Below are 26,101 nucleotides of genomic sequence, written 5' to 3' on the forward strand. Positions count from 1 at the left end.
CCTGCGGATCCGCCCGCCGGCCGGCGGGACGGGGTGACGCGCCGCGGCACGCGGGCCGGTCGGCGCATCGCCGGCCGGCCCGTCCGGACCGGCTAGGCCTGGGCGAAGCGCCTCGCGGCATCGGCGCGCAGGGCGGCCTTGTCCACCTTGCCGCCGGTGCCGAGCGGCAGCGCCGGCAGCTCGACCAGGTGCTCGGGCCAGTTCTGCTTGCCGACCCCGCCCGCGTCGAGGTGGGTGCGCAGGTCGTCCAGCGTGAGCGGGGCCCGGGTCACCACGTAGGCGCACGCCCGCTCGCCGAGCACCGGGTCGGGCGCGGCGACCACCGCGACCGCCGCCACCGCCGGGTGCCCGGCGACGGCCTCCTCCACAACGGGGGCGCTGACGTTGTGCCCGCCGCGGATGATGAAGTCGGCGATGCGGCCGGTGATCGCGAGGTACCCGTCCGCGTCGACCGCGCCGACGTCACCGGTCAGCAGCCGGCCGTCGGGGCGGAAGAGGGCCGCGTTGGCCGCGTCGTCGTCGAGGTACCCGGGGGTGCAGCCGGGGCCGTCGACGGAGATCTGGCCGTCGCCGACCAGGCGCAGCCGCATCGCCGGGATCGGGCGCCCCGCGGTCGTCAGGCGCCGGTGCGGCGGGTCGTCCACCGTGGTCACCGAGATCGGGCCGGCCTCGTTGGAGCCGTAGAACTGCAGCACCGTGCAGCCCGTGCGCTCCTCGAACTCGCGCGCCCGGGCCAGCGGCACCCGCTCCCCGCCGGTGAACATGACGCGCAGCGAGGACAGGTCGGCCGAGGCGAAGCCGGGGCTGTTGAGCAGCATGATGAACTGGGCCGTCACCGCGCACAGCACGCTCACCCGGTGCCGCTCGATCAGGCGCAGGGTCTCGGCGGCGTCGAACTCGGCGGTGAGGACGGCCGGGTAGCCGTACATCGCCGGGACGACGTGCGCGCTCCACAGGCCGAAGCCGTAGGGGGCGGGCAGCACGCTCGCGACGACCTCGTCCGGGCCGAAGCGGCCGGCGGCGTGGGCCAGGGGGCCGAAGTACTTGCGGTTGTTCAGCGTCTGGCGCACCACCTTCGGCAGGCCGGTCGTGCCCGAGGTGGAGTTGAGGAAGAACAGGTCGTCCGGGCCCATCCGGGCCTCGGCCAGCCCCCGTGCGGGCAGGGTCTCGAGGTCCAGCAGCACGTGGCGGTGCGCGCCGCACGCGGCGGCGATGGCGGCGCCCGGGCGGCCCCGGTGCTCGGCCCGGGTGGCGAGGGCGGCGCCGGTCTTGCGCAGCAGGTGCGCGATCTCGGCGTCGCCGGCCCGCGGGCCGATGCCGACCGTGACCAGGCCGGCCTTCTGCCCGGCCAGATACGCGATGTGGGTCAGCGCGCCGCCGGTCAGCAGCACCGCGAGCCGGTCCCCCGGCGCGAAGCCCTGCTCCACATAGGACATGGCGAGGCGCGAGGACAGCTCGTCGTACTCCCGCCAGGTGAACGTCCCCTCGGGCGCGTGGAACGCGATGCCGGAGGGGTCGTTGCGGGCCACGTAGTCCGCGATCGTGTCGGCGCTCCAGGAGCCGTCGGCGTAGAACGCGTCCACTCTGGACGCCGGGAACTCAGACACCCGCTCCCCCGTCCAGGCGCAGCACCGCACCGGCGGCGAAGCGGGCCTCGGCCGAGCCCAGATATGCGATGGCCGCCGCGACCTCGGCCGGATCGGCCACGGGCGGGTCGACCAGCGCCCCGCCGATGCCCGCGAGCCGGGGATGCGGATCCGGCACCGGCGCCAGCCCCGCCCGCAGCGGCGTGTCGACGGAGCCGGGGCACACGCACGTGACCCGCACCCCCGAGGGCGCCAGCTCCACGGCCAGCGAGCGGGTCAGCGCGACCACGCCGCCCTTCGCGGCCGAGTAGGCGGCGCTGTACCGCCACCCGCGCACCCCGGCGAGGGAGGCCACGTTCACGATCGCCCCGCGGGCGGCCACGAGCGGCTCCAGCGCGGCCCGCGCCACCAGGAACGTGCCGGTGAGGTTGATGCCGACGATGCGCTCCCACTCGGCGAGCGTCACGTCCGAGGTGTGCTGGTAGGACGCCACCCCGGCGACGTTGGCCACCAGGTCGAGCCGGCCGCCCCAGTCCGCGGCGCGCGCCACGGCCGCGGCGACCTCGGCCTCGTCGCGCACGTCGCACCGCAGCGCCAGCACGTCGTCGCCCGACTCCTCCATGGGCGCCACGTCCAGGGCCGCGACCCGGGCGCCCTCGCGCAGCAGCCGGCGGACGGTGGCCGCCCCGATGCCGGAGGCGGCCCCGGTGACGAGGGCGACGCTGCCGGAGTACCGCTGGGCGCTCATGAGGAACGCATCGAGCGCGCGTCGTGCCCGGCCAGGGCGTCCTTGCCCACCTCGGCGTTGTGCGCGTGGGCCACGTGGTGCAGGCCGAAGACCGAGTCCATCCCGGCCCGCAGGCCCATCAGGTCCTCGGCCTGGTTGACCGCCTTCTTCGTCAGCGCCAGCCCCAGCCGCGGCATGGCCGCGATCCGGGTCGCGATGTCCATCGTGGACGTCTCCAGGTCGGCGCGCGGCACGACCCGGTTCACCATGCCCAGCGCCAGGGCCCGCTCGGCCGGCACGCGCTCGCCGAGGAACAGGAACTCCTTGGCATAGCGGGGGCCCATGACCCACGGGTGCGCGAAGTACTCGACGCCGGGGATGCCCATCCGCACCACCGGGTCGGCGAAGAACGCGTCGTCGGCGGCGACGATGAGGTCGCAGCACCAGGCGAGCATGAGCCCGCCGGCGATGCAGGCGCCCTGCACCATGGCGATCGTCGGCTTCGGCAGCTCCCGCCAGCGCCGGCACATGCCGAGGTAGACCTCGGACTCGCGGGCGAAGCGGCTCTCGGCGCCCTCCTTGCCGACGTGGTCCCACCACAGGCCGGCGCGGCGCTCGAAGCTCTGGTCGATGTCACGGCCGGGGGTGCCGATGTCGTGGCCGGCGGAGAAGTGCTCGCCCGCGCCGGCCAGCACGATCACCTTGACGTCGTCGTCGGCGGCGGCCCGGCCGAAGGCGTCGTCGAGCGCGTAGGTCATCCGGGAGTTCTGGGCGTTGCGGTACTGCGGCCGGTGCATCGTCACGACGGCGACCGGGCCTTCGGTGCGGTAGAGGACGACGTCGTCACTCATGAGGTTGCCTCCGAAAGGGCGAGGGATGCGGCGATGCGGTCCAGCCGGGCACCGGTCTCCGCCAGGGATTCCAGGGCCCAGGCCCGTTTGACGTACCGGTGCAGCTCGTACTCCACCGTGTAGCCGATCGCGCCGTGGCACTGGATCGCGGCGCGCCCGGCCTCGTGGGCGGCCTCGGCGGCGAGCACGACCGCGGCGTCCACGGCCCGCTCGGCGTCCTCGTCGTGCTCCAGGGCCCAGGCGGCGGCGAGCACCTCGGGCGCGGCGAACTCGAGGCCGAGCAGGGCGTCGGCGAGGTGATGCTTGACGGCCTGGAAGCTGCCGACGGGCGCGCCGAACTGGTGGCGCTGCTTGACGTAGGCGACGGTGAGGTCGAGCATCCGCCGCCCGAGCCCGACGAGCTCGGCGGCGAGCGCCAGCCCGGCCCGCAGCCGCGCCGGGCGCACCAGGGCCGGGTCGTGCGTGAGGACGTCGGCGCCGGTGGAGACGGCCGCGGCGAGGAACGGGTCCACGGTGGACGCCGGGGCTCCGGCCGCGGCGCCGATGCGGGCCACGCCGGCGTCGAGGTGCAGGATCCAGTCGGCCTTGGCGCCGAACGGGGTCAGCCCGCCCGGCCCGGCCAGGGCGATGCGGGAGCCGTCGGTGCCCCGCGGATCGCCGAGCGCGGCCAGCAGCGGCCCCGCGACGAACGCGGTGGCGGAGAAGGGCTCGTCGATCGCCGCGTACCCGGCCGCCTCCAGCACCCCCACGAACTCGGTCGCCGTGAGCCCGAGGTCGGCGAAGACGTCCATCGCGGCGAGGGCATCCCAGTCGCCGGCCGCCAGGGGCGCCCGGACCGCGTCGGCGAAGGCGAGTTGCTCGTCAGTGGGGGCGAATCGCATCGGCGGACCTATCGGGGCAGGCCGAGCACCCGCTCGGCGACGATGTTGCGCTGGATCTCGTTCGTCCCCGCGTAGATGGGGCCGGCGAGGGAGAACTGGTAGCCGCGCGTCCACGGGCCGTCGAGCAGTGCCTGCGCGCCCAGCAGCTCCAGCGCCACCTCGTGCAGGTCGATGTCCAGCTGCGACCAGTAGAGCTTGTTGAGACTCGAGCGGGCGCCGGGCGGGCGGCCCTCGACCAGGCCGGTGACCTGGTGCAGGGTGAAGTGGCGGTACGCGCGGGCGCGCAGCCAGGCCCGGGTGACCCGCTCCCGGGTCGCCGGCCGCAGCCGGTCCCGGTGGGCGATCGCGAGCGCGATGAGGCGCTCGGCGGCGTGCAGGAACCGGCCCGGGGAGCGCAGGGTCAGGCCGCGCTCGGAGCCGGTGGTCGCCATCGCCACCTTCCAGCCCTGGTGCAGGCCGCCGAGGACGGCCGTGTCGGGGACGAAGACGTCGTCGAAGAAGACCTCGGCGAAGCCCTCGTCGCCGTCGAGGCGGCCGAAGCCGCGCACGGTCACGCCCTCGGTGTCGAGGGGGACGAGGAAGTACGTGAGGCCGCGGTGGCGGGGCGCGTCCGGGTCGGTGCGGAAGAGCCCGAACAGGTGGGTGCAGAACGCGCCCCGGGTCGTCCACGTCTTCTGCCCGCGCAGCCGCCAGCCGCCCTCGGCCCGCACCGCGCGGCTCGCGATCGCGGCGAGGTCGCTGCCGGCGCCGGGCTCGGACCAGCCCTGGCACCACAGGTCCCGGGCCGCGGCCATCCGCGGCAGCAGGGTGTCGCGCTGCTCGTCGGTGCCGAACTCGAACAGGGTCGGGGCGAGCAGGAAGATGCCGTTCTGGGTGACCCGCTGCGGGGCGCCGGCGGCGTAGTACTCCTCCTCGAAGGTCAGCCACTCCCACAGCGACGCGTCCCGGCCGCCGTACGCCGACGGCCACGACACCACCGCCCAGCGCGCGTCGAACAGCCGCCGCTCCCAGTCCAGGTGCGCGGCGAAGCCCTCGCGGGTGTCGCCGGACGGCAGCGGCTCGGCGGGCACGTTCACGCGCAGCCAGTCGCGGGCCTCGGCCCGGAACGCGGCCTCGGCGGGCGTGTCGGACAGGTCCACGCTCATCGGCCGAACTCGTCCCGCACGCGGTCGGCGACGCCCGTGAGGTTCAGCTCGAAGGTGAAGCCCTGCTCGTACCGGTAGCTGCGCTTCGGATCCCAGGGGTCGATCCCGTTGAGCGACTCCTTGGCAGCCCGGATGACGTTGGGGTCCTTGGCCGCGATGTTCGCCGCGACCTCGAACGCCGCCGCCCGCAGCTGCCCGCGCGGCACGACCCGCAGCACCGACCCGAAGGCGTGCAGCTCGGCGGCGGTCGCGGTGGCCGAGGTGTACATCATCGCGCGCATCCGGTGCTGGGGCACCAGCCGCGACAGGTGGGTCGCGGCGCCGAGCGCGCCCCGGTCGACCTCGGGCAGCCCGAAGGTCGCGTCGTCGGCGGCGACGATGATGTCGGCGTTGCCGCACAGCCCGATGCCGCCGCCGAGACAGAAGCCCTGCACGGCCACGACGACGGGCACGGGGCAGTCGTAGACGGCGGCGAACGCGGCCGCGCAGCCCTTGTTCACCCCGACGAGCGCGCCGAAGTCCTTGGCGGCCTGCAGCTCCTTGATGTCGACGCCGGCGTTGAAGCCGCGGCCCTCGGCCCGCAGCACCACCGCCCGCACCGCCGGGTCGGCCCCGGCCGCGTCCAGCGCGGCGGCGAGGTCGAACCAGCCCTTGACCGGCAGCGCGTTCACGGGCGGGTTGTCCATGACGATCTCGGCGATGCCGCGCTCGTCCACAGTCGAGGTGATCATTCGTCCTCTTCGGTCGCGAAGGTCGCCCAGCCGTACACGGCGACGGTGCCGTCCTGTTTGGTGCAGGTCATCTCGACGTCGAGCTCGCCGGGGCGGCGGGCGGTGACGGTGCCGTCGCAGGTGACCGTGTCGCCGGGGAAGACCCGGGCGGCGAAGCGGACCCGGAACGCACGGACGTTCTCGGCGCCGAACGCGTCGGTGGCCCAGGTGGCCAGGAACCCGGCCTGCAGCATGCCCAGCGCGAGCGGGGCCGGCAGGCCGGAGTCGCGGGCGAAGGTCTCGTCGTGGTGGATCGGGTTGAAGTCGCCCGAGGCGCCCTGGTACTTCACCAGGTCGGTGCGCGTGAGGGGCCCGACGACCAAGGGGCTCATCCGGCCTCCACCCCCGTCAGCCTCGCGGTGGCGACGAGCCGGCCGGTCTCGTCGCGGAACTCGGTCACCATGACGGCGAACGCGAGCGGCCCGGAGCGGCCCTCCTTGCGGGTCACCGACTCGATCCGGGACACCCCGGTGAGCCGGGTCCCGGCGCGCGGCGGCGGGCCGTGGAACACGAACTCCTGCTCGGCGTGCAGCCCCTTGTGCTGGTCCATCGCCACCGCCTCCCACGGGTCGGCGGCGCCGGACTGCCAGAAGAACGCGGTGGTGAGGAACGTCGCCGGCACGACCGGGTCCTCGGTGTCCAGGTAGGCCGGGTTGGCCGAGCGGGTGGCCCGGGCGAACTCGCGGATCTTGCCCCGCTCGATGTCGAGGGTGAACGGCTCGCCGATGCGTCCGGCGGCACTGTCGTCGACCATGACACTCCCTCTACGGATGCTGGCTGCTGACCGACACGACCTCGCCGGTCATGTACGTGCTGTAGTCACTGGCCAGGAAGACGATCACGTTCGCCACCTCCCACGGCTCGGCCGGCCGCCCGAACGCCTCGCGCTGGGACAGCTCCGCGAGCAGCTCCTCGGTGGTGACCTTGGCCAGGTGCGGGTGCATCGCGAGGCTGGGCGCCACCGCGTTGACCCGCACCCCGGCCCGGGCCGCCTCGACGGCGGACACGCGGGTGAGCGCCATGACCCCGGCCTTGGCCGCGGCGTAGTGCGCCTGCCCCTCCTGCGCCCGCCAGCCGATGACCGAGGCGTTGTTGACCACCACGCCCCGGCCGCGGGGCATCATGTGCCGCAGCGCCGCCCGGGTGCAGCGGAAGGTGCCGGTGAGCGTCACGTCGAGGACCGTGGACCACTGCTCGTCGGTCATGTCCACGATGTTCGCGGTGCCGCCGAGCCCGGCGTTGTTCACGAGCACGTCCAGCCCGCCGAGCCGCTCGGTCACGGTGTCGAAGAGCCGCTGGACCTGGGCCTCGTCGGTGACGTCGCACGGCACCGCGAGCACGCCGAGGCGCTCGGCGGTCTCGGCGAGACGGCGCTCGTGCCGGTCGCTGATCGCGACGGTGGCGCCCTCCTCCAGGCAGCGCTCGGCGGTCGCGAACCCGATGCCCGTGCCGGCGGCGGCGGTGACGAGCACCGTGCGCCCGGCGAGCAGGCCGTGACCTGGGGTCTTCTCCAGCATGCGATCACTCTACCAAGCGCTTGTTTGGTTCACTAGCCCGGGCGATGCCGAGCGGGACCGCGGTTTCGGGGCCGGTCGGCAGCGCGGGCCGGTCGGGCTCGGGCGCCGGCAGCGGCTCGACCTCGCGGAGGGAGGCCCGGCTGCGCACGGCCAGCTCCTGGTACACCCGCGTGCCGTTGGCCTTCCAGGCGAGCTCCGCCGGCGTCAGGTCGCGCACGACGCGAGCCGGCGACCCGGCCGCGAGGGTGCGCGGCGGCACCACGAAGCCGGCCTTGACGAACGCGTGCGCGCCGACGAACGCCTCCGCCCCGATCTCGGCACCGTCCATCACGACCGCGTTCATGCCCACGAGCGCCCCGTCGCCGATGACGCAGCCGTGCAGCACCGCGCCGTGCCCGACGTGGCCGTGCCGGCCGAGCACCGCCTCGGTGCCCGGGAACGTGTGCATGACGCAGGAGTCCTGCAGGTTCGAGCCGTCCAGCATGACGATCCGGCCGAAGTCCCCGCGCAGGCTGGCGAGGGGCCCCACGTAGCAGCCGGGGCCGACGTGGACGTCGCCGATGAGCACCGCGGTCGGGTGGACGTAGGCCTCCGGGTGCACGACCGGGACGACGCCGTCGATCGCGTACGCGGGCATCAGGCCAGCCGCTTCAGCGCGGCCTCGGCCTCGGCCATGATCCGCTCGACCAGCTCGGCGACGCTGGGCAGGTCGTCGATGAGCCCCGCGACCTGCCCGCTGGCCATGACGCCGGCGTCGGGCCGCCCCTCGACCATCGCGTTGCGGATGAGCATGGGGGTGTTCGCGGCCAGGAGCACCTGGTCGTACCGCAGCCCGTGCCCGCGCATCGCCCGCCCCTCGCGCAGCAGCGACACCCACGAGCGCCCCGAGAGCTTCCGGAACGCCCGGGCGCTGCCGAACGCGCGGGCGAGCCGCCGCCCGGGGACCGACGGCTTCGCGAGGGCGTCGACGAACCCGGAGCGCAGCACGCGCTGCGGCACCCCGTCGAGCGCGTCGGTGACCACGGTGTCGGTGACGGTCGCGGCGAGGTAGCGGCGCTTGACGTCCTCGGCGATCGGGCTGTCGGTGGTGAGCAGGAACCGGGTGCCCATGGCGATCCCGGCCGCGCCGTAGGCGAGCGCGGCGACGAGCCCGCGCCCGTCGTGGTAGCCACCGGCCGCGACGACCGGGATGCCGACGGCGTCGACGACCTGGGGCAGCAGCAGGGAGATCGGCACCGGGCCGGTGTGCCCGCCGCCCTCGCCGCCCTGCACCACGACGGCGTCGGCGCCCCAGGCCGCGACCTTCTCGGCGTGCCGGCGCGCACCGACGGAGGGCACCACCACCACGCCGGCCGACTTCAGCTTGTCGATCAGCTCCGGCTTGGGCGCCAGGGCGAAGGAGGCGACCCGGACCCCCTCGCGGATGAGCAGGTCGGCCCGGCGGCCGGCGTCGGGCGCGTCGGCGCGCAGGTTGACCCCGAAGGGCTTGTCGGTGCGGGCCCGGACGCCGGCGATCGCGGTGACGAGCTCGTCGTAGGACAGGGTGGCGCTGGCGAGGATGCCCAGGCCGCCGGCGTTGGCGGTGGCCGCGGTGAGCCCGGCGTCGGAGACCCAGCCCATGCCGGTCTGCACGATGGGGTACTGCACCCCGAACAGCTCGCAGATCGGCGTCCGCAGCGCACTGCTCACCCGGACACCTCCCGGGAGCGGGCGCCCTTGGGGTCGATCACCTCGCGGATGAGCTGCAGCTCGTCCTCGGTGGGCTCGCGGGTCTGCGGGACCTCGGCCGGTACGACCAGATCGAAGGCGGTCGCGGCGAGGACCTCGTCGACCGTCACGCCCGGGTGCACCGACGCCAGACGCATGCGGTGGTCCTCGGTGCCGAAGTCGAAGACGCCGAGGTTGCTGACGACCCGCCGCAGCTCGTGGTACTTGCCGGCGGCCGGGTCGGCGGCGGCCCGGTCGTAGCCGACGCCGCTGACCATGTCGACGGCCGCCACGAACGAGCGCTTGCCGTGGCGCGGCACCCAGTAGCTCGTCGGGTGGCTCACGGTGTTGCCGGGCGCGCCACGCACGCCGAGCAGCTGGCGGGTCGGGCGCGCGAAGTCGCCGATCGCGGAGATGTTGGCGTTGCCGTACCGGTCGATCTGGCTCGGCATCATCATGACGTGCCGGTGCCCGGTGTAGAGCAGGTCGAACACGGCCCGGAACGGCGCCCAGCCCTCGACCTCGGCCGGGGCCTGCCCGAGCGCCCAGGTGCCCACGCCGAGCATCGCCTCGCCGTCGGAGAGCAGCAGGTCGGGCGCGAACGTGGCGCGGGCCAGGCGGGCGGCGATGCTCGGCACCACGCCGGTCGGGCTCGCCAGGATCTCCCCGTCGCCGCGCCAGGCCTCGGCGCACGCGATCGCGCAGTATTCCGCACGGGTGACGCCGCTCATGCCGCCACCTCCGCTTCGCTCCGGACCGCTCATGCCGTCACCTCCGCAAGCTCCGGCGCCGGCATGAGGAAACTGCGTTCATGATGAGCGGCCCCTCCGCTCCGCTCCGGACCGCTCATGCCGCCACGCTCCTGGCCTCGACGGCGGCCCGGTAGGCGGCCTCGTCGCCGTCGAGGTACCGCTCGTAGAACTGCCGCCAGCGCTCGGGATCGGCGGCGGCATCGGCGTACTCGCGCTGGAAGGCCTCGTCGCGCCCGTAGTCCGGGTCGCAGGAGGTGAAGTGCGCGCCGCCGGGGGCCTCGACCACGCCGTGCACCATCCAGCGCTGCAGCAGCAGGCTCTGCACGGGTGCGTCCCGCGTCAGCTCGGCCGTGGGGACGATCCGCTCGACGGACACGTAGGCCTGCTCGGCCGCGGTGCAGAAGAGGTCGTCGAAGTACGGGTCCTTGCCGAGGTACTGCGCGTTGCCGTGCACGTCGGCCCGGTTCAGGTGCACCAGGGCCGCGTCGAGCCGCAGGGCCGGCATCGCGACGAACTCCTCGCCGCCGTAGGGCGAGGTGACCATCCGCAGGGACGGGTTCACGGTGAGCACGTCGGAGCCGAGGCCCACGCGGCTGGGCAGGAACGGCAGCCGGCAGGCGGCCGCGTAGAGCCCCCAGCGCAGCATGCCCTCGTCGTACTCGGTCACCTCGACCGCGCCGCTCTCCCGGGCCGCGCGGAAGTGCGGCTCGAGCGGGATCGAGTCGAGCGACACGAACCCGTAGATCACGTGCCGGACCTTCTTCGCCGCCAGCAGCAGGCCCACGTCGGGGCCGCCGTAGGTCACGATCGTGAGGTCGGTGAGGTCGGAGCGCAGGATCGCGCGCACCAGGGCCATGGGCTTGCGCCGCGACCCCCAGCCGCCGATCCCGATGGTCATGCCGGAGCGTAACCGGGCCACGACCTCGTCGGGGGACATCTGCTTGTTCGCCATCGCTGTGTTTGGCCGCCTTACTCCCGCAGGCTGACTTGCCACACGACCGTACCAAGCGCTTGCTTGATTACGCTACACTCGTTTTCTCGCGGGGTCGGTACACTCCGGCGGGATACATCACCTTCTCTGCAAAGGACAACGGCATGGCGCGGGAGTCTGGAGAACGACGCGAGCGGATTCTCGCCAGCGCCGCGGCGCTGTTCGCCAACAAGGGCGTGGCGGCGACCACAGTGCGTGAGATCGCCGACGAGGTCGGCATCCTGTCCGGGAGCCTTTACCACCACTTCGAGTCCAAGGAGGCGATGGTCGACGAGATCATCACCTCCTACCTCGAGGACCTGCGGACACGCTACAAGCGGGTGCTGGCCGCCGACACGGACCCGCGCACCCGCCTGCACGACCTGATCGTGGCGTCGCTCGAGGTGGTCGAGGCACATCCGCACGCCACCGAGATCTACCAGAACGACGTCAACTACCTGATCCAGATCGAGCGGTTCGGATACCTGCGCACCGCCGGCAAGGAGGTCCAGGCCGCCTGGCTGCAGGTCATCGAGGCCGGGATCGACCAGGGCGTGATCCGCTCGGACCTCGATCCGAAGATTCTGTACCGCCTGATGCGTGACGCGGTGTGGTTGTCGGTGCGCTGGTTCAAGCCGACCAGGGAGTACCCGATCACGCGCCTGGCCGAGGACTGCACCTCGCTGTTCGTGGACGGCCTGTCCCGCAAGTGACGTGCGCGCGGGCTAGGCGGCCAGCAGCCAGCCCGCTCCGATCGCGCCGGCCACCATCGCCCAGCGGACGAGGTGCTCGGCGCGGCCACCGGTGCCGAAGCGCAGCCCGCGCGGGGCCCGCAGCCGCCGCCAGCGCCGCCCGCCGAGCCGGAGCGGGAACAGCGCGGGCACCCCGGTGTTGGTCAGCGCGTCCCCGGCGATGTGGGCGAGGCACCCGAACGCGACCGGCAGCCCGAGCCACCACCAGCCGCCGGCCGGCCCGAACGTGACGAGCGCCGCGGCGGTGACGGCCCCGCCGAGCGTCGCCCCGAGCGTGCCCCGCTTGCGCTTCGGCCACAGCGCCCGCACGGCGAGCCCGGTCGTGGCGAACGTCACGACCGCGGCCGCCGCGATGCCCCCGAGCCACCCGCCCACGGCCGCGACCAGTCCCGTGACGAGCGCCCAGAGCACGGTGTGCGTGAGCGTGCGGTGCCCGTCGAGGTCACGGACGTCGAGCGGGGTGCGCGTCCGGGCGTGCAGCACGGCACAGGCCCGCCCGATGCGCCGGCACAGGAACTTCGTCACCGGGCCGAACGTGTGCGCGACGCAGGAGCTGGGGTGGTCGCAGTCGGGCAGCAGCGCCGCCCCGGCCGCGACCACCGTCCCGACGACCACCACCGGCGGCGCGGCCGGCACGCCCGCGGCCGCGAGTGCCGCACAGCCCGCCAGCCACCCGGCGGCCCCTGACACGGCGTGTGAAGATCCCATCACCCTTGCGATGGTGATCCATGCGCGCAAATGCCGGCCGGGCCCGGGGTCAGCTCAGTGGTTGCCGGGCCACCAGGGCTGGTCCCACGCCGGTGTCGTATGGGTCAGCCACGGCAGCAGGACCAGGATCGCCACCCACGGCAGGACCGCCACGGCCAACGGCGTCCGGCGCACCCGCCCGTATCCGGCCAGCCGGAACACCGGCGAGCCGGTCTGCGGGCGGGGCGGCGGCTCGTCCGCGACGGTGACCGTGCCGCCACTGAGGTCCCGCACCGCGGCCGCGGCCCCCGGCCCCTCGGGAACGGGCGAGAAGTAGGGGCGGTCCCGGTCGCCGGCGAGCACGAACAGGCACCGCTGGCTGCCGAGGTACGCGATCCACGCGGCCCGCACCTCGGGCCAGGCGATGTCGGTCAGCCCGGTCGAGACGGCCAGCTCACGCAGCCGGAGCCCGTCACCGGTCACCTCGGCCGGCGGCGCCGTCAGCGTGGCCACGAACGCGAGCAGGCCGATGGCCCCGGTCACCCCGAACACCGCCAGGACGGCGAACAGCATGAGCCCCTGGGCGCCGAGCGCCAGGGCGTAGGCGACGATCAGCGCCCGGAACACGACCGTGATCCCCAGCGGGACGGCCGCCTGCCAGCGCGAACGAACCAGCACGAACCGTGCCGCATCGGTGTCCGACACGAGATCCCCCGACATCCCCCGGCGTTGATGAGTCGAGGCATCGTGGCAGACGCCCGGCCCGCGATCAACCCGATTCGGCCGCGGGCCTACTTGTTCTTGTCGACCTCGATCTCGACCCGCGCCTGCGGCAGCAGGCGCTCCGCGTCGCGCGCGGCGCCGAAGAAGAAGTACATGACGCCGGTGTCGTACGCGTCGGCCCACAGGCATACGGTCGCCGGGGTGGCCGCGGTGGAGGCGTCGGCGCACCGGACCGCGCCCCGCAGCGGACCGCCGTCGACGGGCCGGAAGCTGTATTTGCCGAAGCCCTGCGTCGCCACCTGCTCCACGAACGCGGCCGGGTCGGTGATGTCGGCGGTCGACGCGGCGAAGAGCAGCACGTTCTCCTTGCCGGTGGTGCCGTAGGCGCCGGCCACCTTCGTCCCGCCGGAGCGCACGCCCCACGCGTCGCTCAGCTTGACGCCCTGCGCCTTGATGGCGGCCTCGGTGGCGGCCGCCCGGCCGAGCAGCGTCTTGGGCTGCACGACGGTGTAGGCGATCGTGTCCGCCGCGGCCGGGGTGGCGACCGGGGCCGCGGACGCCGACGGGGGCGGGGCGGCCGCCGACGTGGGAGCCGCCGCCGACGTGGCCGACGTGGCCGACGCCGCCGCCGAGGGGGCCGCGGGCGCATCGCCGCAGCCGGCCAGCGCCATCACGCCGACCGCCAGAACTCCCACCGTCACTCGCACGGCGGGAGGCTAACAGCGACCCCGCGCGGAGCACCAGGTGAGGCGGGCCATACTGACCCGGCGGACGACGGCGATCGCAGACCCGGCCGGGAGCGCCTGGCGGGTCAGACGCGCTGCAGGCCGAGCGGGCTCAGGGGGCCGACCTCGCCCGCGGCGAAGGCGGCCGCCACCGCCGGCACCGTCCAGGCCGGGTTCCGGGCGCCGTGGCCCTGGACGACCGGGTGGGCGACCATCGACAGCTCGTCGCCGTCGATGCGCACGATCTGGCCGTGCAGGGCCGAGGACGCGTCCGCGAGCAGGTAGACCACCGCCGGGGCGTTCAGGGCCGGCGACTTAGCCACGTTCTGGCCCTGGGCGGCCGCGCCCAGGTACGCCTCGTACGCGTCGGCCATCCGGGTGTGCGCGTTCGGGGACACGGCGTTCACGCGCACGCCGGTGCCCGCGAGGTCGGTGGCCCAGCAGTACGTCAACGAGGCCACCGCCCCCTTGCTGGCCCCGTAGGCGCCCATCGAGGCCGAGCCCGCGTGCGAGCCCGACGTCACGTTGACGATCGAGCCGGTGCCGCGCTCGAGCATCGCGCGGATGGCGTGCAGGCCGCAGTACGCGGTGCCGAGGACGTTCACCTCCAGCACGGCGCGGAACTCGGCCGGGTCCTGCTCCAGCGGGGCGGCGAGGCGGAAGATGCCGGCGTTGTTGACCAGGCCGTCGATCGCGCCGAACTCCTCGACGCACGCGGTCACCAGCTCGCCGGCCCGGTCCCAGTCGGCGACCGAGCCCACGAACGGCGCCGCCCGGCCGCCCGCGCCGCGGATCTCCTCGACGACCGCGGCGGCCAGGTCCGCGTCGACGTCGTTGACGACGACGGCGGCGCCCTCGGCCGCGGCCAGGCGCGCGTACGCGGCGCCGAGCCCGCGGCCCGCGCCGGTGACGACGACGGCCTTGCCCGCCAGGTGACCGGTCACGACAGCCGCTCCAGGATCAGCGCCATGCCCTGCCCGCCCGCGGTGCACATGGTCTCCAGGCCGACGCTACGGTCGCGGAAGGACAGCCCGTTGAGCAGGGTCGTGGCCATCCGCGCGCCCGTCATGCCGAAGGGGTGGCCGACCGCGATCGCGCCGCCGTGGACGTTGACCTTGTCGGGGTCGGCGCCGAGCTGGCGGTACGACGGAATCACCTGCGCGGCGAAGGCCTCGTTGATCTCGATGAGGTCGATGTCCGAGATGGACATGCCGGCGTTGTGCAGGGCCCGCCGGCTCGCCTCGACCGGGCCGAGGCCCATGATCTCGGGGCTCAGCGCGGACACGCCCGTCGCCACGATCCGCGCCAGCGGGGTGAGGCCGAGCTCGCGGGCCCGGGACGCGCTCATGACGACGACGGCCGCCGCGCCGTCGTTGAGGGGGCAGCAGTTGCCGGCGGTGACGGTGCCGTCGGGCCGGAACACCGGCTGCAGCGTGCTGACCTTCTCCAGCGTCACGCCCGCGCGGGGGCCGTCGTCGCGGGCCAGCTCGGTGCCGTCGGGCAGGGTGACGGGCGTGATGTCGAGCTCCCAGAACCCGTCGGCCTGGGCCTTCTCGGCGTTGTTCTGGCTGCGCACGCCGAACTCGTCCTGCTCGCGGCGGGTGATGCCGCACAGCGACGCGACGTTCTCGGCGGTCTCGCCCATCGCGATGTACACGTCCGGCAGCCCCCCGCTCGCGCGCGGATCGGTCCAGGGCAGCGTGGAGGTGCGCTCGGGCCAGCGGGGGTTGCGGGTGTCCGGCATCCCGTCGGCCTTCCCGGCCGGGTAGTGCGAGACGATCTCGGCCCCGGCCGCGACGAACGCGTGGCCCTCCCCCGCCTTGATGGCGTGGAAGGCCATCCGGATCGCCTGCAGCGAGGAGGCGCAGTACCGGTTGACGGTGGTGCCAGGCACCATGTCGAGCCCGAGGTGCATCGCGACCTGGCGGCCGAGGTTGTATCCCTGCTCGCCGGCCGGCTGCGCGCACCCGAGGATCAGGTCGTCGAGGGTGGCCGGGTCGAGCGCGGGCACCTTGGCCAGGGCCTTGCCGACGATCTGGGCGGCGAGGTCGTCGGCGCGCACACCGGCGAGCGAGCCCTTGTAGGCGCGGCCGATGGGCGAGCGCGCGGCGGAGACGATGACGGCGTCCACAGTGGACTCCCTTCCGAGTTGCGGGGGGTGGCGCCCGCCGGCTGGACGGTGTCGTGACCGTATGCGGTGGGCGTGGTCATTGGGTGACGGTCCAGCCCCCGTCCACGGGCAGCAGGACGCCGTTGACGTAGGCGGCGGCGGGCGAGAGCAGGAAGAGCACGGCCGCGGCGACGTCCTCGGGGCGCCCGGCGCGGCCCATGGGGTTGCGCTCGATGAGTGAGCGGCCGAGCGGGGTGTCGGCGAAGCCGGCCATGCGGGGCGTGTCGATGAAGCCGGGCGCGACCGCGTTGGCTCGCACCCGGGGCGCGACTCTCGTGGCCAGGTGCCGGGTGTAGCCCGCGATCGCGGCCTTGCCGGCGCTGTACCAGGCGGAGTCGGTACCGACGAAGTTGCCGGCGACGGAGGCCACGTTGACCACGGCCGAACCCTCGGGCGGGCCGGTGGCCAGCCAGGCCGAGGTGACGAGCTCCATGCTGCCGGCGGTGGCGACGAGCCCGTCGCCGAACGCGAGGGCGGGGCCGCCGCTGGCCGGTCCCGCGTTGTTGACGAGATAGCGGGCGGGTCCGGTCTCGGCGAGGGCCGCCCGCACCGCGCCCGGGTCGCGGACGTCCACCTCCAGGTCGCCGCCGCGCAGGTCCCACACGACCGGGCGCAGGCCCTGCTCCGCGGCGAGGCGGGCGACCGCGGCGCCGATGCCGCTGCCGCCGCCCGTGACGATGACGGTGTCCATTCAGGCGCTCCGGAGTGTCGTTTTGAGCACCTTGCCGCTGGCGTTGCGCGGCAGGGCGTCGAGCAGGACGAACGAGCGGGGCTGCTTGTAGTTGGCGAGGCGGTTACGGCAGTAGGCCGCGAGGTCGTCGATCTGCAGCCCGGCCCGGGGCACCACGTAGGCGCGGGCCACCTCGCCGAGCCGGGCGTCGGGCACCCCCACGACGGCGACGTCGGCGACGGCCGGGTGGCTCGCGATCACCTGCTCGATCTCGACCGGGTAGGCGTTGAAGCCGCCGACGATGAACATGTCCTTGAGGCGGTCGGTGATGCGCAGGTAGCCGCGCTCGTCCAGCACGCCGACGTCGCCGGTGTGCAGCCAGCCCTCGGCGTCGATCGCCTCGGCGGTGGCGGCGGGGTCCTGGAAGTACCCCCGCATCACGTTGTAGCCGCGGACCAGCACCTCGCCGGAGGACTCGTCGACGCGGACCTCGACGCCGGGGACCGCCGGGCCGCAGGTGGTCGCGACGGTCCGCGGGTCGTCGTCGGGGCGGCACATGGTGGCCGTCCCGCACGACTCGGTGAGCCCGTACGCGGTGAGCACGGTCTGCAGGGCCAGCTCGGCCCGGAGCCGCTCGATCATCACCACCGGGACGGTCGTCGCGCCGGTGACCGCGACCCGCAGGCTGGACAGGTCGTAGCCGGAGCGGCCGGGGTGGTCGAGCATCGAGGTGTAGAGGGTCGGCGGCCCGGGCAGCACCGTGATCCGCTCCCGCTGCACGAGGTCGAGGCTGACCGGCACGTCGAAGACCGCCTGCGGCACGATCGTGGCGCCCCGCAGCAGGCAGGCGATGACGCCGGCCTTGTAGCCGAAGGTGTGGAAGCAGGGGTTCACCAGGAGGTACCGGTCCCCCTCCCGCAGCCCCGCGAGCTCGCTCCACGCGACGTAGAGCTCGGTGCTCTGCCCGTGGGTGAGCATGGCGCCCTTGGGCCGGCCGGTGGTGCCGCTGGTGAAGAAGAGGTCGGAGAGGTCGCCGGGGTGGACCACCGCGTCGACGCCCTTGCCGACCGCGATGAACCGGTCCCAGTCGGCGAAGGACACGATGTCGGTGAGCGCCGGGGTGGGGGTCTCGGCCGCCGCCTCGGCGAGCGAGTCGATGTAGCGGTTGCCGAGGAAGCCGTCGTCGACGAGCAGGAGCCGGGCGCCGCTGCGGGCCAGGATGTACGCGGCCTCGGCCCCCTTGAACCGCGTGTTCAGCGGCACGAGGACTCCGCCGGCTGAGACGATGCCCAGGGCGGCCACGATCCACCGCCACCCGTTCGGCGCCCACAGCGCCACCCGGTCGCCCTTGACGATGCCGCGCGCGGCGAGCGCCTCGGCACAGCGGGTCACCTCGGCGGCGAGATCGGCGAAGGTGAGCCGGACGTCGCCGTCGACGACCGCCTCGCGCCGCCGGTAGTGCGCCGCGCCGGCCCGCACCAGATCGGGGATCGTGCGGGCGTCCAACGGTTCCATGCGAGGCACCTTACCAACCAAGCGCTCGCTTGGTAAGGTCTCGGGCATGACGGAGGCATATCTGGTCGAGGCGGTCCGCACCCCGGTCGGCCGGCGCGGCGGCGCACTGGCCGCCATCCACCCCGCCGACCTGGGCGCACACGTGCTCACCGCGCTGGTCAAGCGCAGCGGCGTCGACCCGGCCGCGGTCGACGACGTGATCTTCGGCTGCGTCGACGCGCTCGGCCCGCAGGCCGGGAACATCGCCCGCACCAGCTGGCTCGCGGCCGGGCTGCCCGAGCACGTGCCCGGGGTGACCGTGGACCGGCAGTGCGGCTCCTCGCAGCAGGCCCTGCACTTCGCCGCGCAGGCGGTCATGTCCGGCACCGCCGACCTGGTCGTGGCCGGGGGCGTGCAGAACATGAGCGCCATCCCGATCTCGGCGGCGATGCTGGCCGGGCAGCAGTACGGCTTCGAGGACCCGTTCCGCGGCTCGTCCGGCTGGCACGCGCGGTACGGCACCCAGGAGATCAGCCAGTTCCGCGCCGCCGAGCTCATCGCCGCCGAGTGGGCCCTCACGCGCGAGGAGATGGAGCGCTACGCCCTGCAGAGCCACCGCCGCGCCGCCGCCGCGATCGACGCCGGCCGGTTCGAGCGCGAGATCGAGCCGATCGCCGGGGTCTCGGTGGACGAGGGCCCGCGCCGCGACACCACCCTCGAGAAGATGGCCTCCCTGCCCACCCTCAAGCCCGGCGGGGTCGTCACCGCCGCCCTCGCCAGCCAGATCTCCGACGGCGCCGCGGCCCTGCTCGTCGCCTCCGAGCGCGCGGTCGCCGAGCACGGGCTGCGCCCCCGCGCCCGCATCCACCACCTCAGCGTGCTCGCCGACGACCCCGTCTACATGCTCACCGGCCCCATCCCGGCGACCGCGCACGCCCTGCGCAAGGCCGGCCTGACGATCGACGACATCGACCTCGTCGAGATCAATGAGGCCTTCGTACCGGTCGTGCTCGCCTGGCAGCACGAGACCGGCGCCGACCTCGAACGCGTCAACCCCCTCGGCGGCGCGGTGGCGCTGGGCCACCCGCTCGGCGCGACCGGCGCCCGGCTCATGACGACGCTGCTGCACGAGCTGGAGGCGCGCGGCGGCCGGTACGGTCTGCAGACGATGTGCGAGGGCGGGGGTACGGCCAATGTCACCATCATCGAGCGGCTCTAGTCCGGCGGCGCTCGTCACCGGCGGCACCCGCGGCATCGGCCGCACCATCGCGGCACGGCTGGCGCTCGCCGGCTACCGCGTGCTCACCTGCGGCCGCAAGGACCCCGGCGACCTGCCCGAGGGCGTGGCCTTCCACCGCGCCGACGTGCGCGAGCCGCAGGAGGCCGCGGCGCTCGTGGCCGCCGCCGTGGACGCCTTCGGCCGGCTCGACCTCGCGGTGAACAACGCCGGCGGGGGCCCGCCGGTGCCGGCCGCCACCGCCTCGGCGAACCTCGTGACCGCCGTGGTCCGGCTCAACCTCCTGGCCCCGTTCTTCGTCGCCCAGGCGGCCAACGCGGTCATGCAGGCCCAGGACACGGGTGGCCTGATCGTGAACATCGGCTCGGTGTCGGCCCTGCGCCCAGCGCCCGGGACCGCCGCGTACGCGGCGGCGAAGGGCGGCCTGGAGGTCCTCACGCGCGCGCTGGCCCTCGAGTGGGCCCCGCGGGTGCGGGTCAACACGGTGACGGCGGGCGTGGTGCGCACGTCGGACAACGAGGCCCACTACGGCGACGAGGCCGCGCTGGCGGCGGTGGCGGCGACGGTACCGCTGGGACGCATGGCGACCCCGGACGACATCGCGGACGCGGTGCTGCTGCTCGCGTCCCCGCTGGCCGGCTACATCACGGGCACGTCCCTGCTCGTCGACGGCGGCGGCCAGGTCCCGCGCTTCCTGGACGCCACGGCAGCCGCCGCGCCGCCCGCCCCGCCGCAGTAACGCCCCCGTCCGCGTCAGCGACGCGCCGGCTGCCGCGCGCCAGGGGGCACACGCCGCCGATCGATCCGGGGGCGCGGCGTTCGACCGGGTGCGGCGTGAAACTTACGGGATCGGCGGGCCGGTCTGCTTGATCATCTGGAAGCTGTCGAGCCGGTAGAACTCGCACCGCGAGGGCGAGGTGAACGACAGGTACAGGTCGTGGACGCCGGTCGGGGTCGTGGCCACGCCCATGCGCGTGCTCGACTGGAACCACTGGGCGCACGTGCCGCCCGCGGGCTGGAAGGTCAGCAACGGGGTGGCCGTGGGCGAGTCGAGCCGCAGCTCGACCGTGCCCGTGCCGGTCGCGCAGGAGCGCCAGGTGGCGAAGCCGCTGGCCTGGCCGGGCGCGCCGAAGTCGACGGCGTCGAGGCGCAGGCGGTCGCCGCCGGAGAAGGCGACCGCGTGGCCGCCGGAGGCCGCCGGGTCGGCGAAGACGCGCACGCCGTGCTGGGCGTCGTAGGACTCGGCCTCGACGACCGAGCCGAAGGGGCGGACGGTGGCGGCGGAGGCGGACGGGGCGACGGCGGCGGAGGTGACGGCGGCGAGCACCACCGCCGCGGCGATGACGAGGGTTCGTCTCATGCCGCGCAGTCTAGGTGACGCAATCGACATCTGCCGATTACAGTACCTGCGCGAGCAGTTGCCGCCGCAGCGTGGGCGGGTCGCCGAAGAGCAGGTGGCCGGCGGTGGCCCGCTTGAGGTACCGGTGCGCCGGATGCTCCCACGTGAACCCGATCCCGCCGAGCAGCTGGATCGACTCGCGGGTGATCGTCCACGCGGCCTCGGCGGCGCAGAGCTTCGCCAGCGGCGCGGCGACCGCGAACTCGGCGGTGCCGTGACAGCGCAGGGCGTAGCGGGCCGTCGAGGTCGCCTGCTCCAGCAGCACGTAGAGATCCGCGACCCGGTGCCGCAGCGCCTGGAACGTCGACAGCGGCACACCGAACTGGTGGCGGGTGCGCAGATGATCCACAGTGGACTGCAGCGCGGCCCGCGCCACGCCGACGCACTCGGCGGCCAGCAGCGCCCGCACGACGGCGAGGGCGTGCGCGGCACCGCCCGGGGCGACGGGGCGGGCCGGGGCGGCGGTGAGGATCAGGGTCGCCTGGCCGCGGGTGGTGTCCAGCGTGGGCACGGCCTGGACGACGGCGGCGTCGGTCGCGTACAGGTCGCCGGCCGCCTCGACCAGGAACACGTCCGCGGCGTCGCCGTCCAGGACGTGCTCGACCCGGCCGTCGAGGACGATGCCGTTCGCGCTCGGCCGGGCCTCGACGCCGTCGCCGAGGGCCAGGGCGCCGATCGTCGCGCCGGCGGCCAGCGACGCCAGCAGTCCGGACGCGGGATACAGGGCCGGGGCGCCGATCGGCGGCTCCGGCGGGCCGGACGCGGGGTCCAGGGCCAGGATCGCGGCCGTGGTCGACAGCAGCGGCGCGGACAGCAGCGCGGCCCCGGCCTCCTCCAGCACGATGCCGGCCTCGACCGCGGTGGCGCCGAAGCCGCCGTGCTCCTCGGCGACGGCGAGCGCGGTGAGGCCGAGCTCGCCGGCGAGGCGGGCCCAGCTGTACCCGGGCGAGGCGAAGAAGTCGCGGACCGACTCGCGCAGCGCCGTCTGCTCCGGCGTGAACTCACCGGCAAAGGACTCCACTGTGGACACTCCTAGGCTCGGGGGACGCGGCCGAGGAGCCGGTCGGCGATGATGTTGCGCTGGATCTCGTTCGATCCGCCGTAGATGGTGTCGGCGCGGGTGAACAGGAACAGGCGCTGGGCGTCGGTCAGCTCGTAGGGCGCGGCCCGGGCGACCGTCGCGGCCGCGCCCTCCACGGCCAGGGCCAGCTCGCCGAGGTCGCGGTGCCAGTTGGCCCACAGCAGCTTGGCGACGGACGCGGCGGTGGGGTCGGGCTCGGTCGCGGAGAGGGTGCGCAGCGCGTGATGGCGCAGGCCCTGCAGTCCCGCCCAGGCGCTCGCGATGCGGTCGGCGATGATCGGATCCTCCACGGTACCGGTGGATCGCGCTCTGTCCATGATGGACTCCAGCTCCCGGGCGAACCCGAGCTGCTGACCCAGGGTCGCGACGCCGCGCTCGAAGGCGAGGGTGCTCGTCGCGACCCGCCAGCCGTCGCCGGGCTCCCCCACGACCAGTCCCGCGTCGGCCTCCGCGCCGTCGAAGAAGACCTCGTTGAACTCGGAGGTGCCGGTCAGCTGCACGATCGGGCGCACGTCGACGCCGGGCTGGCGCATCGGCACGAGCAGGTACGACAGTCCGTTCTTGCGCGTTTGCGCACCGGTGCGCGCGAGCACGAAGCACCAGTCCGCGATGTGCGCCAGCGACGTCCACACCTTCTGGCCGGTGATGCGCCAGCGGCCGCCGGCGAGCTCGGCGCGGGTCTGCACCCCGGCGAGGTCGGAGCCGGCGCCGGGCTCCGAGTACCCCTGGCACCACAGCTCCTCGGCGCGGGCGATCGGCGGCAGGAACCGGGCCCGCTGCTCCTCGGTGCCGTGGGCGATGAGCGTGGGCGCGAGCAGGTACTCCCCGATGTGCGACAGCCGCCCCGGACCGCCCGCGCGCGCGTACTCCTCGAAGAACACGACCTGCTCAGCGATGCTCGCGCCGCGGCCGTAGGGTTCCGGCCAGCCGAGCCCGATCCAGCCCCCGGCCCCCAGCTCGCGCTCCCACTCCGCGCGCAGCCGCAGGTGCTCGTGCTCGCGTCCGGGGCCGCCGGAGCCGACGAGCGGCGCGAACCGTCCGGTGAGGTGCTCGGCGAGCCAGGCCCGCACCTCCTGACGGAAGTCGCCGGACACCGGCGACCCACCGAACCAACGGACATCACCGGACGCCGGCGACGCGCCGGACGAACGGACATCGTCAAACGCTCGCGACGCGGCGGACGAACGGACATCACCGGACGCCGGCGACGCGCCGGACGGACGGGCGTCGTCCGGAGCGCCGGCGGTGTGGACGTCAGGCGCCATACACGGCCGCCGGTTCGGGCGCGCGGGAGAGCAGGCCGCGCACGACCGGCCCGAGCTCGTCCGGCTCCCAGCGACGGCCCACGTCCGTCGCCGGGCCGTGCTGCCAGCCGTCGGCGAGGCCCACGCTGCCGCCGGAGACCTCGAACACGCGGCCGGTCACGAACCCGGCCTCCTCGGAGGCGAGCCACACCACCAGCGGCGAGACGTTCTCCGGCGCCATCGCGTCGAACCCGGACTCGGGCGCGCGCATGGCGTCGGCGAAGACGTCCTCGGTCATCGGCGTGCGGGCGCTGGGCGCGATCGCGTTGACCGTGATCCCGTACCGCCGCAGCTCCACCGCCGCCACCTGCGTCACCGCGGCCACGGCGGCCTTCGCGGCGCTGTAGCTGACCTGCCCGACGCTGCCCATGAGCCCCGCCCCGGAGGTGGTGTTCACGATCCGCGCGGCCACGGGCTCCCCGGCCTTGGCGAGCGCCTTCCAGTGCGCGGACGCGTGCCGCAGCGGGGCGAAGTGGCCCTTGAGGTTGACCCGGATGACGGAGTCCCACTCGTCCTCGGTGACATTGGTGGTCATCCGGTCGCGAGCGAGCCCGGCGTTGTTCACCAGCGCGTCGACACGTCCGTGCACGGCCACCGCGCGTTCGATCAGCGCGGCCGCGAAGTCCCAGTCGGCGATGTCCCCCGGCACGCAGGTCACGGCGCCCTGTCCGAACGCGCACTCCTCGGCGACGCTCCGCAGCCGATCCGCGCCGAGGTCGTTGAGCACCAGGTGGTAGCCGGCCGCGGCGAACGCGAGCGCGTGCGCGCGGCCGAGCCCCTGGCCGGCGCCGGTGATGATGACCGTTCTCATGCCCCGAGAACCTCCCGCTGGTAGCGACGAACCTTGTCCCGTATGCCGACGAGATCGTCCGGGTCCGCACGGATGACGACCCGGGCCACGCCGAGCGCGCGCAGCCGCTCGAGCTCGCCCCGCTCGCCCGGGCCGCGGGCGGTCACCTCGACCTCGTCGGGGTCGCGGCCCAGCGCCGCGCACTCGTCCCGCAGCGCCTGCCGGAGCCGGGCGAACTCGTCGCCGCGCACGCCCAGCGGATACCACCCGTCGCCGAACCGGGCCGCGCGGCGCACCGCGGCCAGGCTGTGCCCGCCGACGACGATCGGCACGGTCCCGCGCGTGGGCCGGGGCCGGGAGTGCACGGGTCCGAACGAGACCAGGCGGCCGTCGTACCGCGCCGGCGCCTGCGTCCACAGCGCGCGCATGGCCTCGAGGTATTCGTCGGCGCGCGCCCCGCGCCCGGCGAAGGGCACCCCGAGCGCGTCGTACTCCTCGCGCAGCCAGCCGACGCCGATCCCGGCCAGCAGCCGCCCGCCGCTGAGCACGTCGACGGTGGCGAGGCGCTTGGCCAGGTCGACCGGGTTGTGCTCGGGCAGGATGAGCATCGCGGTGCCGAGCTTGAGCGTCGTGGTGTGCGCGGCGGCGAACGTGAGCCAGTGCAGCGGGTCCGGGATGTTGTCGTCCCCGCGCAGCGGCATGCGGCCGCTCGGGTCGTACGGGTACGAGCTGTCGTAGTCGTCCGGCACGATCACGTGCTCGACCGCCCACACCGACTCGCAGCCGAGCTCCTCCAGCAGCCGCACGAACCGCGCGACGGTGGCCGGGCCCGCACCGCCGTGCGCGGGCATGACCCCGAGTTTCAGCTCCACGGCCGACACTCTAACAAACGCTTGCTTGGTAATGTACCCGTCATGGAGCAGGATTTCGCCGCGCGCCCGGGCGTCGCGGTCGTCACGGGGGCGACGGGCGGCATCGGGTCCGCGGTCGCCCGGATGCTCGTCGCGCGCGGGTGCGCGGTCGTGCTCGCGTACCGCTCGGACGCCGACGCGGCCGCCGCCCTGGCCGCCGAGCTCAACGCCGCCAACCCCGCCGACACCGACACCGGCACCGACGCCGGCACGGCCCGGACGGGCACGACCCAGGCCGGCGCGGCTCCGACCGGCGCGATCGAGGCCATTGCAACCCGGGCCGGCGCGACCCAGGCCGGCGCAACCCAGGCCGGCGCAACCCGGGCCGGCGCGACCCAGGCCGGCGCGAACACCGCAGATGAGCAAGTGCACGAAACCGGCGCGACCACCGATTGGCGAGCGACCACCCAGAGGCGAGCGACCGCCGTACGCGCGGACCTCACCGATCCGGCGGCCTGCGCCGCGCTCATCGCCGGCGCGGGCGAGGTGCACACGCTCGTGCACGCGGCCGGTCCCCACGTGCCGATGATGCACCTGAGCACGATCGCGCCGGAGCGGTTCGCCGAGCAGGTCGCCCAGGACGTGCTCGCCACGTTCAACATCGTGCGCGCGGCCCTGCCCGCGCTGCGCGCGAGCCGCGGCAGCATCGTCGCGGTGACCACCGCGGCCACGCGGCGCTTCCCGGTGCGCGACGGGCTGTCGGCGGTGCCGAAGGGCGCGGTCGAGTCGCTGATGCGGGGCATCGCCGCCGAGGAGGGCCGCTTCGGCGTCCGCGCCAACTGCGTCGGCCCCGGCATGCTCACCGACGGCATGGCGGCCCGCCTGATGGCCAGCGGCGACCTGCACGAGCACGCGCTGGCGGTGACGCGCTCGAACATCCCGCTGCGCGCCTTCGGCACCGCGGCCGACATCGCCGAGGCGGTGTGCTTCCTGGCGAGCGACCGGGCGCGGTTCATCTCCGGCCAAAAGCTCGACGTCGACGGCGGCTACGCGGCCTGAGCCCCAGCCACCACAACCAGAAACCGCCGGAAACCGGCCAGAAGCCCCACGTCAACAGCGGCCACCCGGCCCGAACCCCAGCCACCACAACCAGAAACCGCCGGAAACCGGCCAGAAGCCCCACGTCAACAGCGGCCACCCGGCCCGAACCCCAGCCACCACAACCAGAAACCGCCGGAAACCGGCCAGAAGCCCCACGTCAACAGCGGCCACCCGGCCCGAACCCCAGCCACCACAACCAGAAACCGCCGGA

29 protein-coding genes are annotated in these 26,101 nt (G+C 74.4%); 4 read left to right on the top strand and 25 right to left on the bottom strand.

All coding sequences use genetic code 11. The annotated features are described in order from the left end of the window. Positions 1-92: 92 nt before the first annotated feature. From ACQP2P_RS31335 to ACQP2P_RS31395, 13 genes are all read right to left on the bottom strand, one after another. Positions 93-1,607: a class I adenylate-forming enzyme family protein gene (locus tag ACQP2P_RS31335; RefSeq protein WP_433606908.1), complete on the bottom strand. Its 1,515-nt coding sequence runs from the start codon at positions 1,605-1,607 to the stop codon at positions 93-95. Further along, positions 1,600-2,334, bottom strand: coding sequence for an SDR family NAD(P)-dependent oxidoreductase (locus ACQP2P_RS31340; RefSeq protein WP_433606910.1), 735 nt, complete (start codon positions 2,332-2,334; stop codon positions 1,600-1,602). The genes ACQP2P_RS31335 and ACQP2P_RS31340 overlap by 8 nt, the downstream gene beginning before the upstream one ends. Beyond that, positions 2,331-3,164, bottom strand: coding sequence for an enoyl-CoA hydratase (locus ACQP2P_RS31345; protein ID WP_433606912.1), 834 nt, complete (start codon positions 3,162-3,164; stop codon positions 2,331-2,333). The genes ACQP2P_RS31340 and ACQP2P_RS31345 overlap by 4 nt, the downstream gene beginning before the upstream one ends. Next, a complete protein-coding gene (locus ACQP2P_RS31350; RefSeq protein ID WP_433606914.1) occupies positions 3,161-4,045 on the bottom strand; it encodes an acyl-CoA dehydrogenase family protein in 885 nt (294 codons plus the stop codon). Before ACQP2P_RS31350 ends, ACQP2P_RS31345 begins: the two co-directional genes overlap by 4 nt. Before the next feature lie 8 nt (positions 4,046-4,053). Next, the gene (locus ACQP2P_RS31355; protein WP_433606916.1) at positions 4,054-5,190 is read right to left on the bottom strand and encodes an acyl-CoA dehydrogenase family protein; all 1,137 of its coding nucleotides are present in this window, start codon (positions 5,188-5,190) and stop codon (positions 4,054-4,056) included. Beyond that, a complete protein-coding gene (locus tag ACQP2P_RS31360) occupies positions 5,187-5,921 on the bottom strand; it encodes an enoyl-CoA hydratase family protein (RefSeq protein ID WP_433606918.1) in 735 nt (244 codons plus the stop codon). Before ACQP2P_RS31360 ends, ACQP2P_RS31355 begins: the two co-directional genes overlap by 4 nt. Beyond that, positions 5,918-6,292, bottom strand: a complete 375-nt coding sequence (locus ACQP2P_RS31365) for a MaoC family dehydratase (RefSeq protein ID WP_433606920.1) — start codon at positions 6,290-6,292, stop codon at positions 5,918-5,920. Before ACQP2P_RS31365 ends, ACQP2P_RS31360 begins: the two co-directional genes overlap by 4 nt. Beyond that, the gene (locus ACQP2P_RS31370; protein ID WP_433606922.1) at positions 6,289-6,714 is read right to left on the bottom strand and encodes an FAS1-like dehydratase domain-containing protein; all 426 of its coding nucleotides are present in this window, start codon (positions 6,712-6,714) and stop codon (positions 6,289-6,291) included. The genes ACQP2P_RS31365 and ACQP2P_RS31370 overlap by 4 nt, the downstream gene beginning before the upstream one ends. 10 nt (positions 6,715-6,724) lie before the next feature. Next, positions 6,725-7,477: an SDR family oxidoreductase gene (locus tag ACQP2P_RS31375; RefSeq protein WP_433606924.1), complete on the bottom strand. Its 753-nt coding sequence runs from the start codon at positions 7,475-7,477 to the stop codon at positions 6,725-6,727. 4 nt (positions 7,478-7,481) lie between these two features. Further along, positions 7,482-8,114: a hypothetical protein gene (locus ACQP2P_RS31380; RefSeq protein WP_433606926.1), complete on the bottom strand. Its 633-nt coding sequence runs from the start codon at positions 8,112-8,114 to the stop codon at positions 7,482-7,484. Further along, positions 8,114-9,166, bottom strand: coding sequence for an NAD(P)H-dependent flavin oxidoreductase (locus ACQP2P_RS31385; RefSeq protein WP_433606928.1), 1,053 nt, complete (start codon positions 9,164-9,166; stop codon positions 8,114-8,116). Before ACQP2P_RS31385 ends, ACQP2P_RS31380 begins: the two co-directional genes overlap by 1 nt. Continuing rightward, positions 9,163-9,915 carry a CoA-transferase subunit beta gene (locus ACQP2P_RS31390; RefSeq protein WP_433606930.1) on the bottom strand — a complete coding sequence of 251 codons (753 nt, stop codon included), beginning with the start codon at positions 9,913-9,915 and terminating at the stop codon, positions 9,163-9,165. The genes ACQP2P_RS31385 and ACQP2P_RS31390 overlap by 4 nt, the downstream gene beginning before the upstream one ends. 115 nt (positions 9,916-10,030) lie before the next feature. Beyond that, positions 10,031-10,888, bottom strand: a complete 858-nt coding sequence (locus tag ACQP2P_RS31395) for a CoA transferase subunit A (RefSeq protein WP_433606932.1) — start codon at positions 10,886-10,888, stop codon at positions 10,031-10,033. A 143-nt stretch (positions 10,889-11,031) separates the two neighbouring features. Here ACQP2P_RS31395 and ACQP2P_RS31400 point away from each other — a divergent pair, with 143 nt between their 5' ends. After that, positions 11,032-11,619 carry a TetR/AcrR family transcriptional regulator gene (locus ACQP2P_RS31400; RefSeq protein WP_433606934.1) on the top strand — a complete coding sequence of 196 codons (588 nt, stop codon included), beginning with the start codon at positions 11,032-11,034 and terminating at the stop codon, positions 11,617-11,619. A 12-nt stretch (positions 11,620-11,631) separates the two neighbouring features. Here the strand turns inward: ACQP2P_RS31400 and ACQP2P_RS31405 are convergent, their stop codons facing one another. From ACQP2P_RS31405 to ACQP2P_RS31435, 7 genes are all read right to left on the bottom strand, one after another. Next, a complete protein-coding gene (locus ACQP2P_RS31405) occupies positions 11,632-12,348 on the bottom strand; it encodes a metal-dependent hydrolase (protein ID WP_433606936.1) in 717 nt (238 codons plus the stop codon). 72 nt (positions 12,349-12,420) lie between these two features. Continuing rightward, a complete protein-coding gene (locus ACQP2P_RS31410; protein ID WP_433606938.1) occupies positions 12,421-13,023 on the bottom strand; it encodes a hypothetical protein in 603 nt (200 codons plus the stop codon). A gap of 113 nt (positions 13,024-13,136) precedes the next feature. Then, positions 13,137-13,775, bottom strand: coding sequence for a hypothetical protein (locus tag ACQP2P_RS31415; RefSeq protein ID WP_433606940.1), 639 nt, complete (start codon positions 13,773-13,775; stop codon positions 13,137-13,139). Positions 13,776-13,879: 104 nt separating this feature from the next. Continuing rightward, the gene (locus tag ACQP2P_RS31420; protein ID WP_433606942.1) at positions 13,880-14,737 is read right to left on the bottom strand and encodes an SDR family NAD(P)-dependent oxidoreductase; all 858 of its coding nucleotides are present in this window, start codon (positions 14,735-14,737) and stop codon (positions 13,880-13,882) included. Continuing rightward, positions 14,734-15,924, bottom strand: coding sequence for an acetyl-CoA C-acetyltransferase (locus tag ACQP2P_RS31425; RefSeq protein ID WP_433606944.1), 1,191 nt, complete (start codon positions 15,922-15,924; stop codon positions 14,734-14,736). Before ACQP2P_RS31425 ends, ACQP2P_RS31420 begins: the two co-directional genes overlap by 4 nt. 76 nt (positions 15,925-16,000) lie before the next feature. Next, positions 16,001-16,654, bottom strand: a complete 654-nt coding sequence (locus tag ACQP2P_RS31430) for an SDR family NAD(P)-dependent oxidoreductase (RefSeq protein ID WP_433606946.1) — start codon at positions 16,652-16,654, stop codon at positions 16,001-16,003. Continuing rightward, the gene (locus tag ACQP2P_RS31435; protein ID WP_433606948.1) at positions 16,655-18,148 is read right to left on the bottom strand and encodes a FadD3 family acyl-CoA ligase; all 1,494 of its coding nucleotides are present in this window, start codon (positions 18,146-18,148) and stop codon (positions 16,655-16,657) included. A gap of 46 nt (positions 18,149-18,194) precedes the next feature. Between ACQP2P_RS31435 and ACQP2P_RS31440 the strand changes: the two genes are divergently transcribed. Both ACQP2P_RS31440 and ACQP2P_RS31445 read left to right on the top strand, forming a co-directional pair. Beyond that, positions 18,195-19,346, top strand: a complete 1,152-nt coding sequence (locus tag ACQP2P_RS31440) for an acetyl-CoA C-acetyltransferase (protein WP_433606950.1) — start codon at positions 18,195-18,197, stop codon at positions 19,344-19,346. Next, positions 19,321-20,103 (top strand): SDR family oxidoreductase, encoded by a 783-nt coding sequence (locus tag ACQP2P_RS31445; RefSeq protein ID WP_433606952.1) that lies wholly within the window; start codon positions 19,321-19,323, stop codon positions 20,101-20,103. The genes ACQP2P_RS31440 and ACQP2P_RS31445 overlap by 26 nt, the downstream gene beginning before the upstream one ends. Positions 20,104-20,205: 102 nt before the next feature. Here ACQP2P_RS31445 and ACQP2P_RS31450 read toward each other — a convergent pair whose 3' ends face one another. From ACQP2P_RS31450 to ACQP2P_RS31470, 5 genes are all read right to left on the bottom strand, one after another. Further along, positions 20,206-20,724 carry a carbohydrate-binding protein gene (locus tag ACQP2P_RS31450; protein WP_433606954.1) on the bottom strand — a complete coding sequence of 173 codons (519 nt, stop codon included), beginning with the start codon at positions 20,722-20,724 and terminating at the stop codon, positions 20,206-20,208. A 37-nt stretch (positions 20,725-20,761) separates the two neighbouring features. Further along, positions 20,762-21,784, bottom strand: a complete 1,023-nt coding sequence (locus tag ACQP2P_RS31455) for an acyl-CoA dehydrogenase family protein (RefSeq protein WP_433606956.1) — start codon at positions 21,782-21,784, stop codon at positions 20,762-20,764. 11 nt (positions 21,785-21,795) lie between these two features. Continuing rightward, on the bottom strand, positions 21,796-22,938 hold the full coding sequence (locus ACQP2P_RS31460; RefSeq protein ID WP_433606958.1) for an acyl-CoA dehydrogenase family protein: 1,143 nt from the start codon (positions 22,936-22,938) through the stop codon (positions 21,796-21,798). A gap of 160 nt (positions 22,939-23,098) precedes the next feature. Further along, complete coding sequence (locus tag ACQP2P_RS31465; protein WP_433606960.1) at positions 23,099-23,959, bottom strand: SDR family oxidoreductase; 861 nt, start codon at positions 23,957-23,959, stop codon at positions 23,099-23,101. Beyond that, complete coding sequence (locus tag ACQP2P_RS31470) at positions 23,956-24,810, bottom strand: LLM class F420-dependent oxidoreductase (protein ID WP_433606962.1); 855 nt, start codon at positions 24,808-24,810, stop codon at positions 23,956-23,958. The genes ACQP2P_RS31465 and ACQP2P_RS31470 overlap by 4 nt, the downstream gene beginning before the upstream one ends. Positions 24,811-24,852: 42 nt before the next feature. Here ACQP2P_RS31470 and ACQP2P_RS31475 point away from each other — a divergent pair, with 42 nt between their 5' ends. Next, positions 24,853-25,848 (top strand): SDR family oxidoreductase, encoded by a 996-nt coding sequence (locus tag ACQP2P_RS31475; RefSeq protein ID WP_433606964.1) that lies wholly within the window; start codon positions 24,853-24,855, stop codon positions 25,846-25,848. Positions 25,849-26,101 lie beyond the last annotated feature (253 nt).

The organism is Dactylosporangium sp. CA-139114 (assembly GCF_050955725.1).
In the GTDB taxonomy this organism is placed as follows: Bacteria; Actinomycetota; Actinomycetes; order Mycobacteriales; family Micromonosporaceae; genus Dactylosporangium.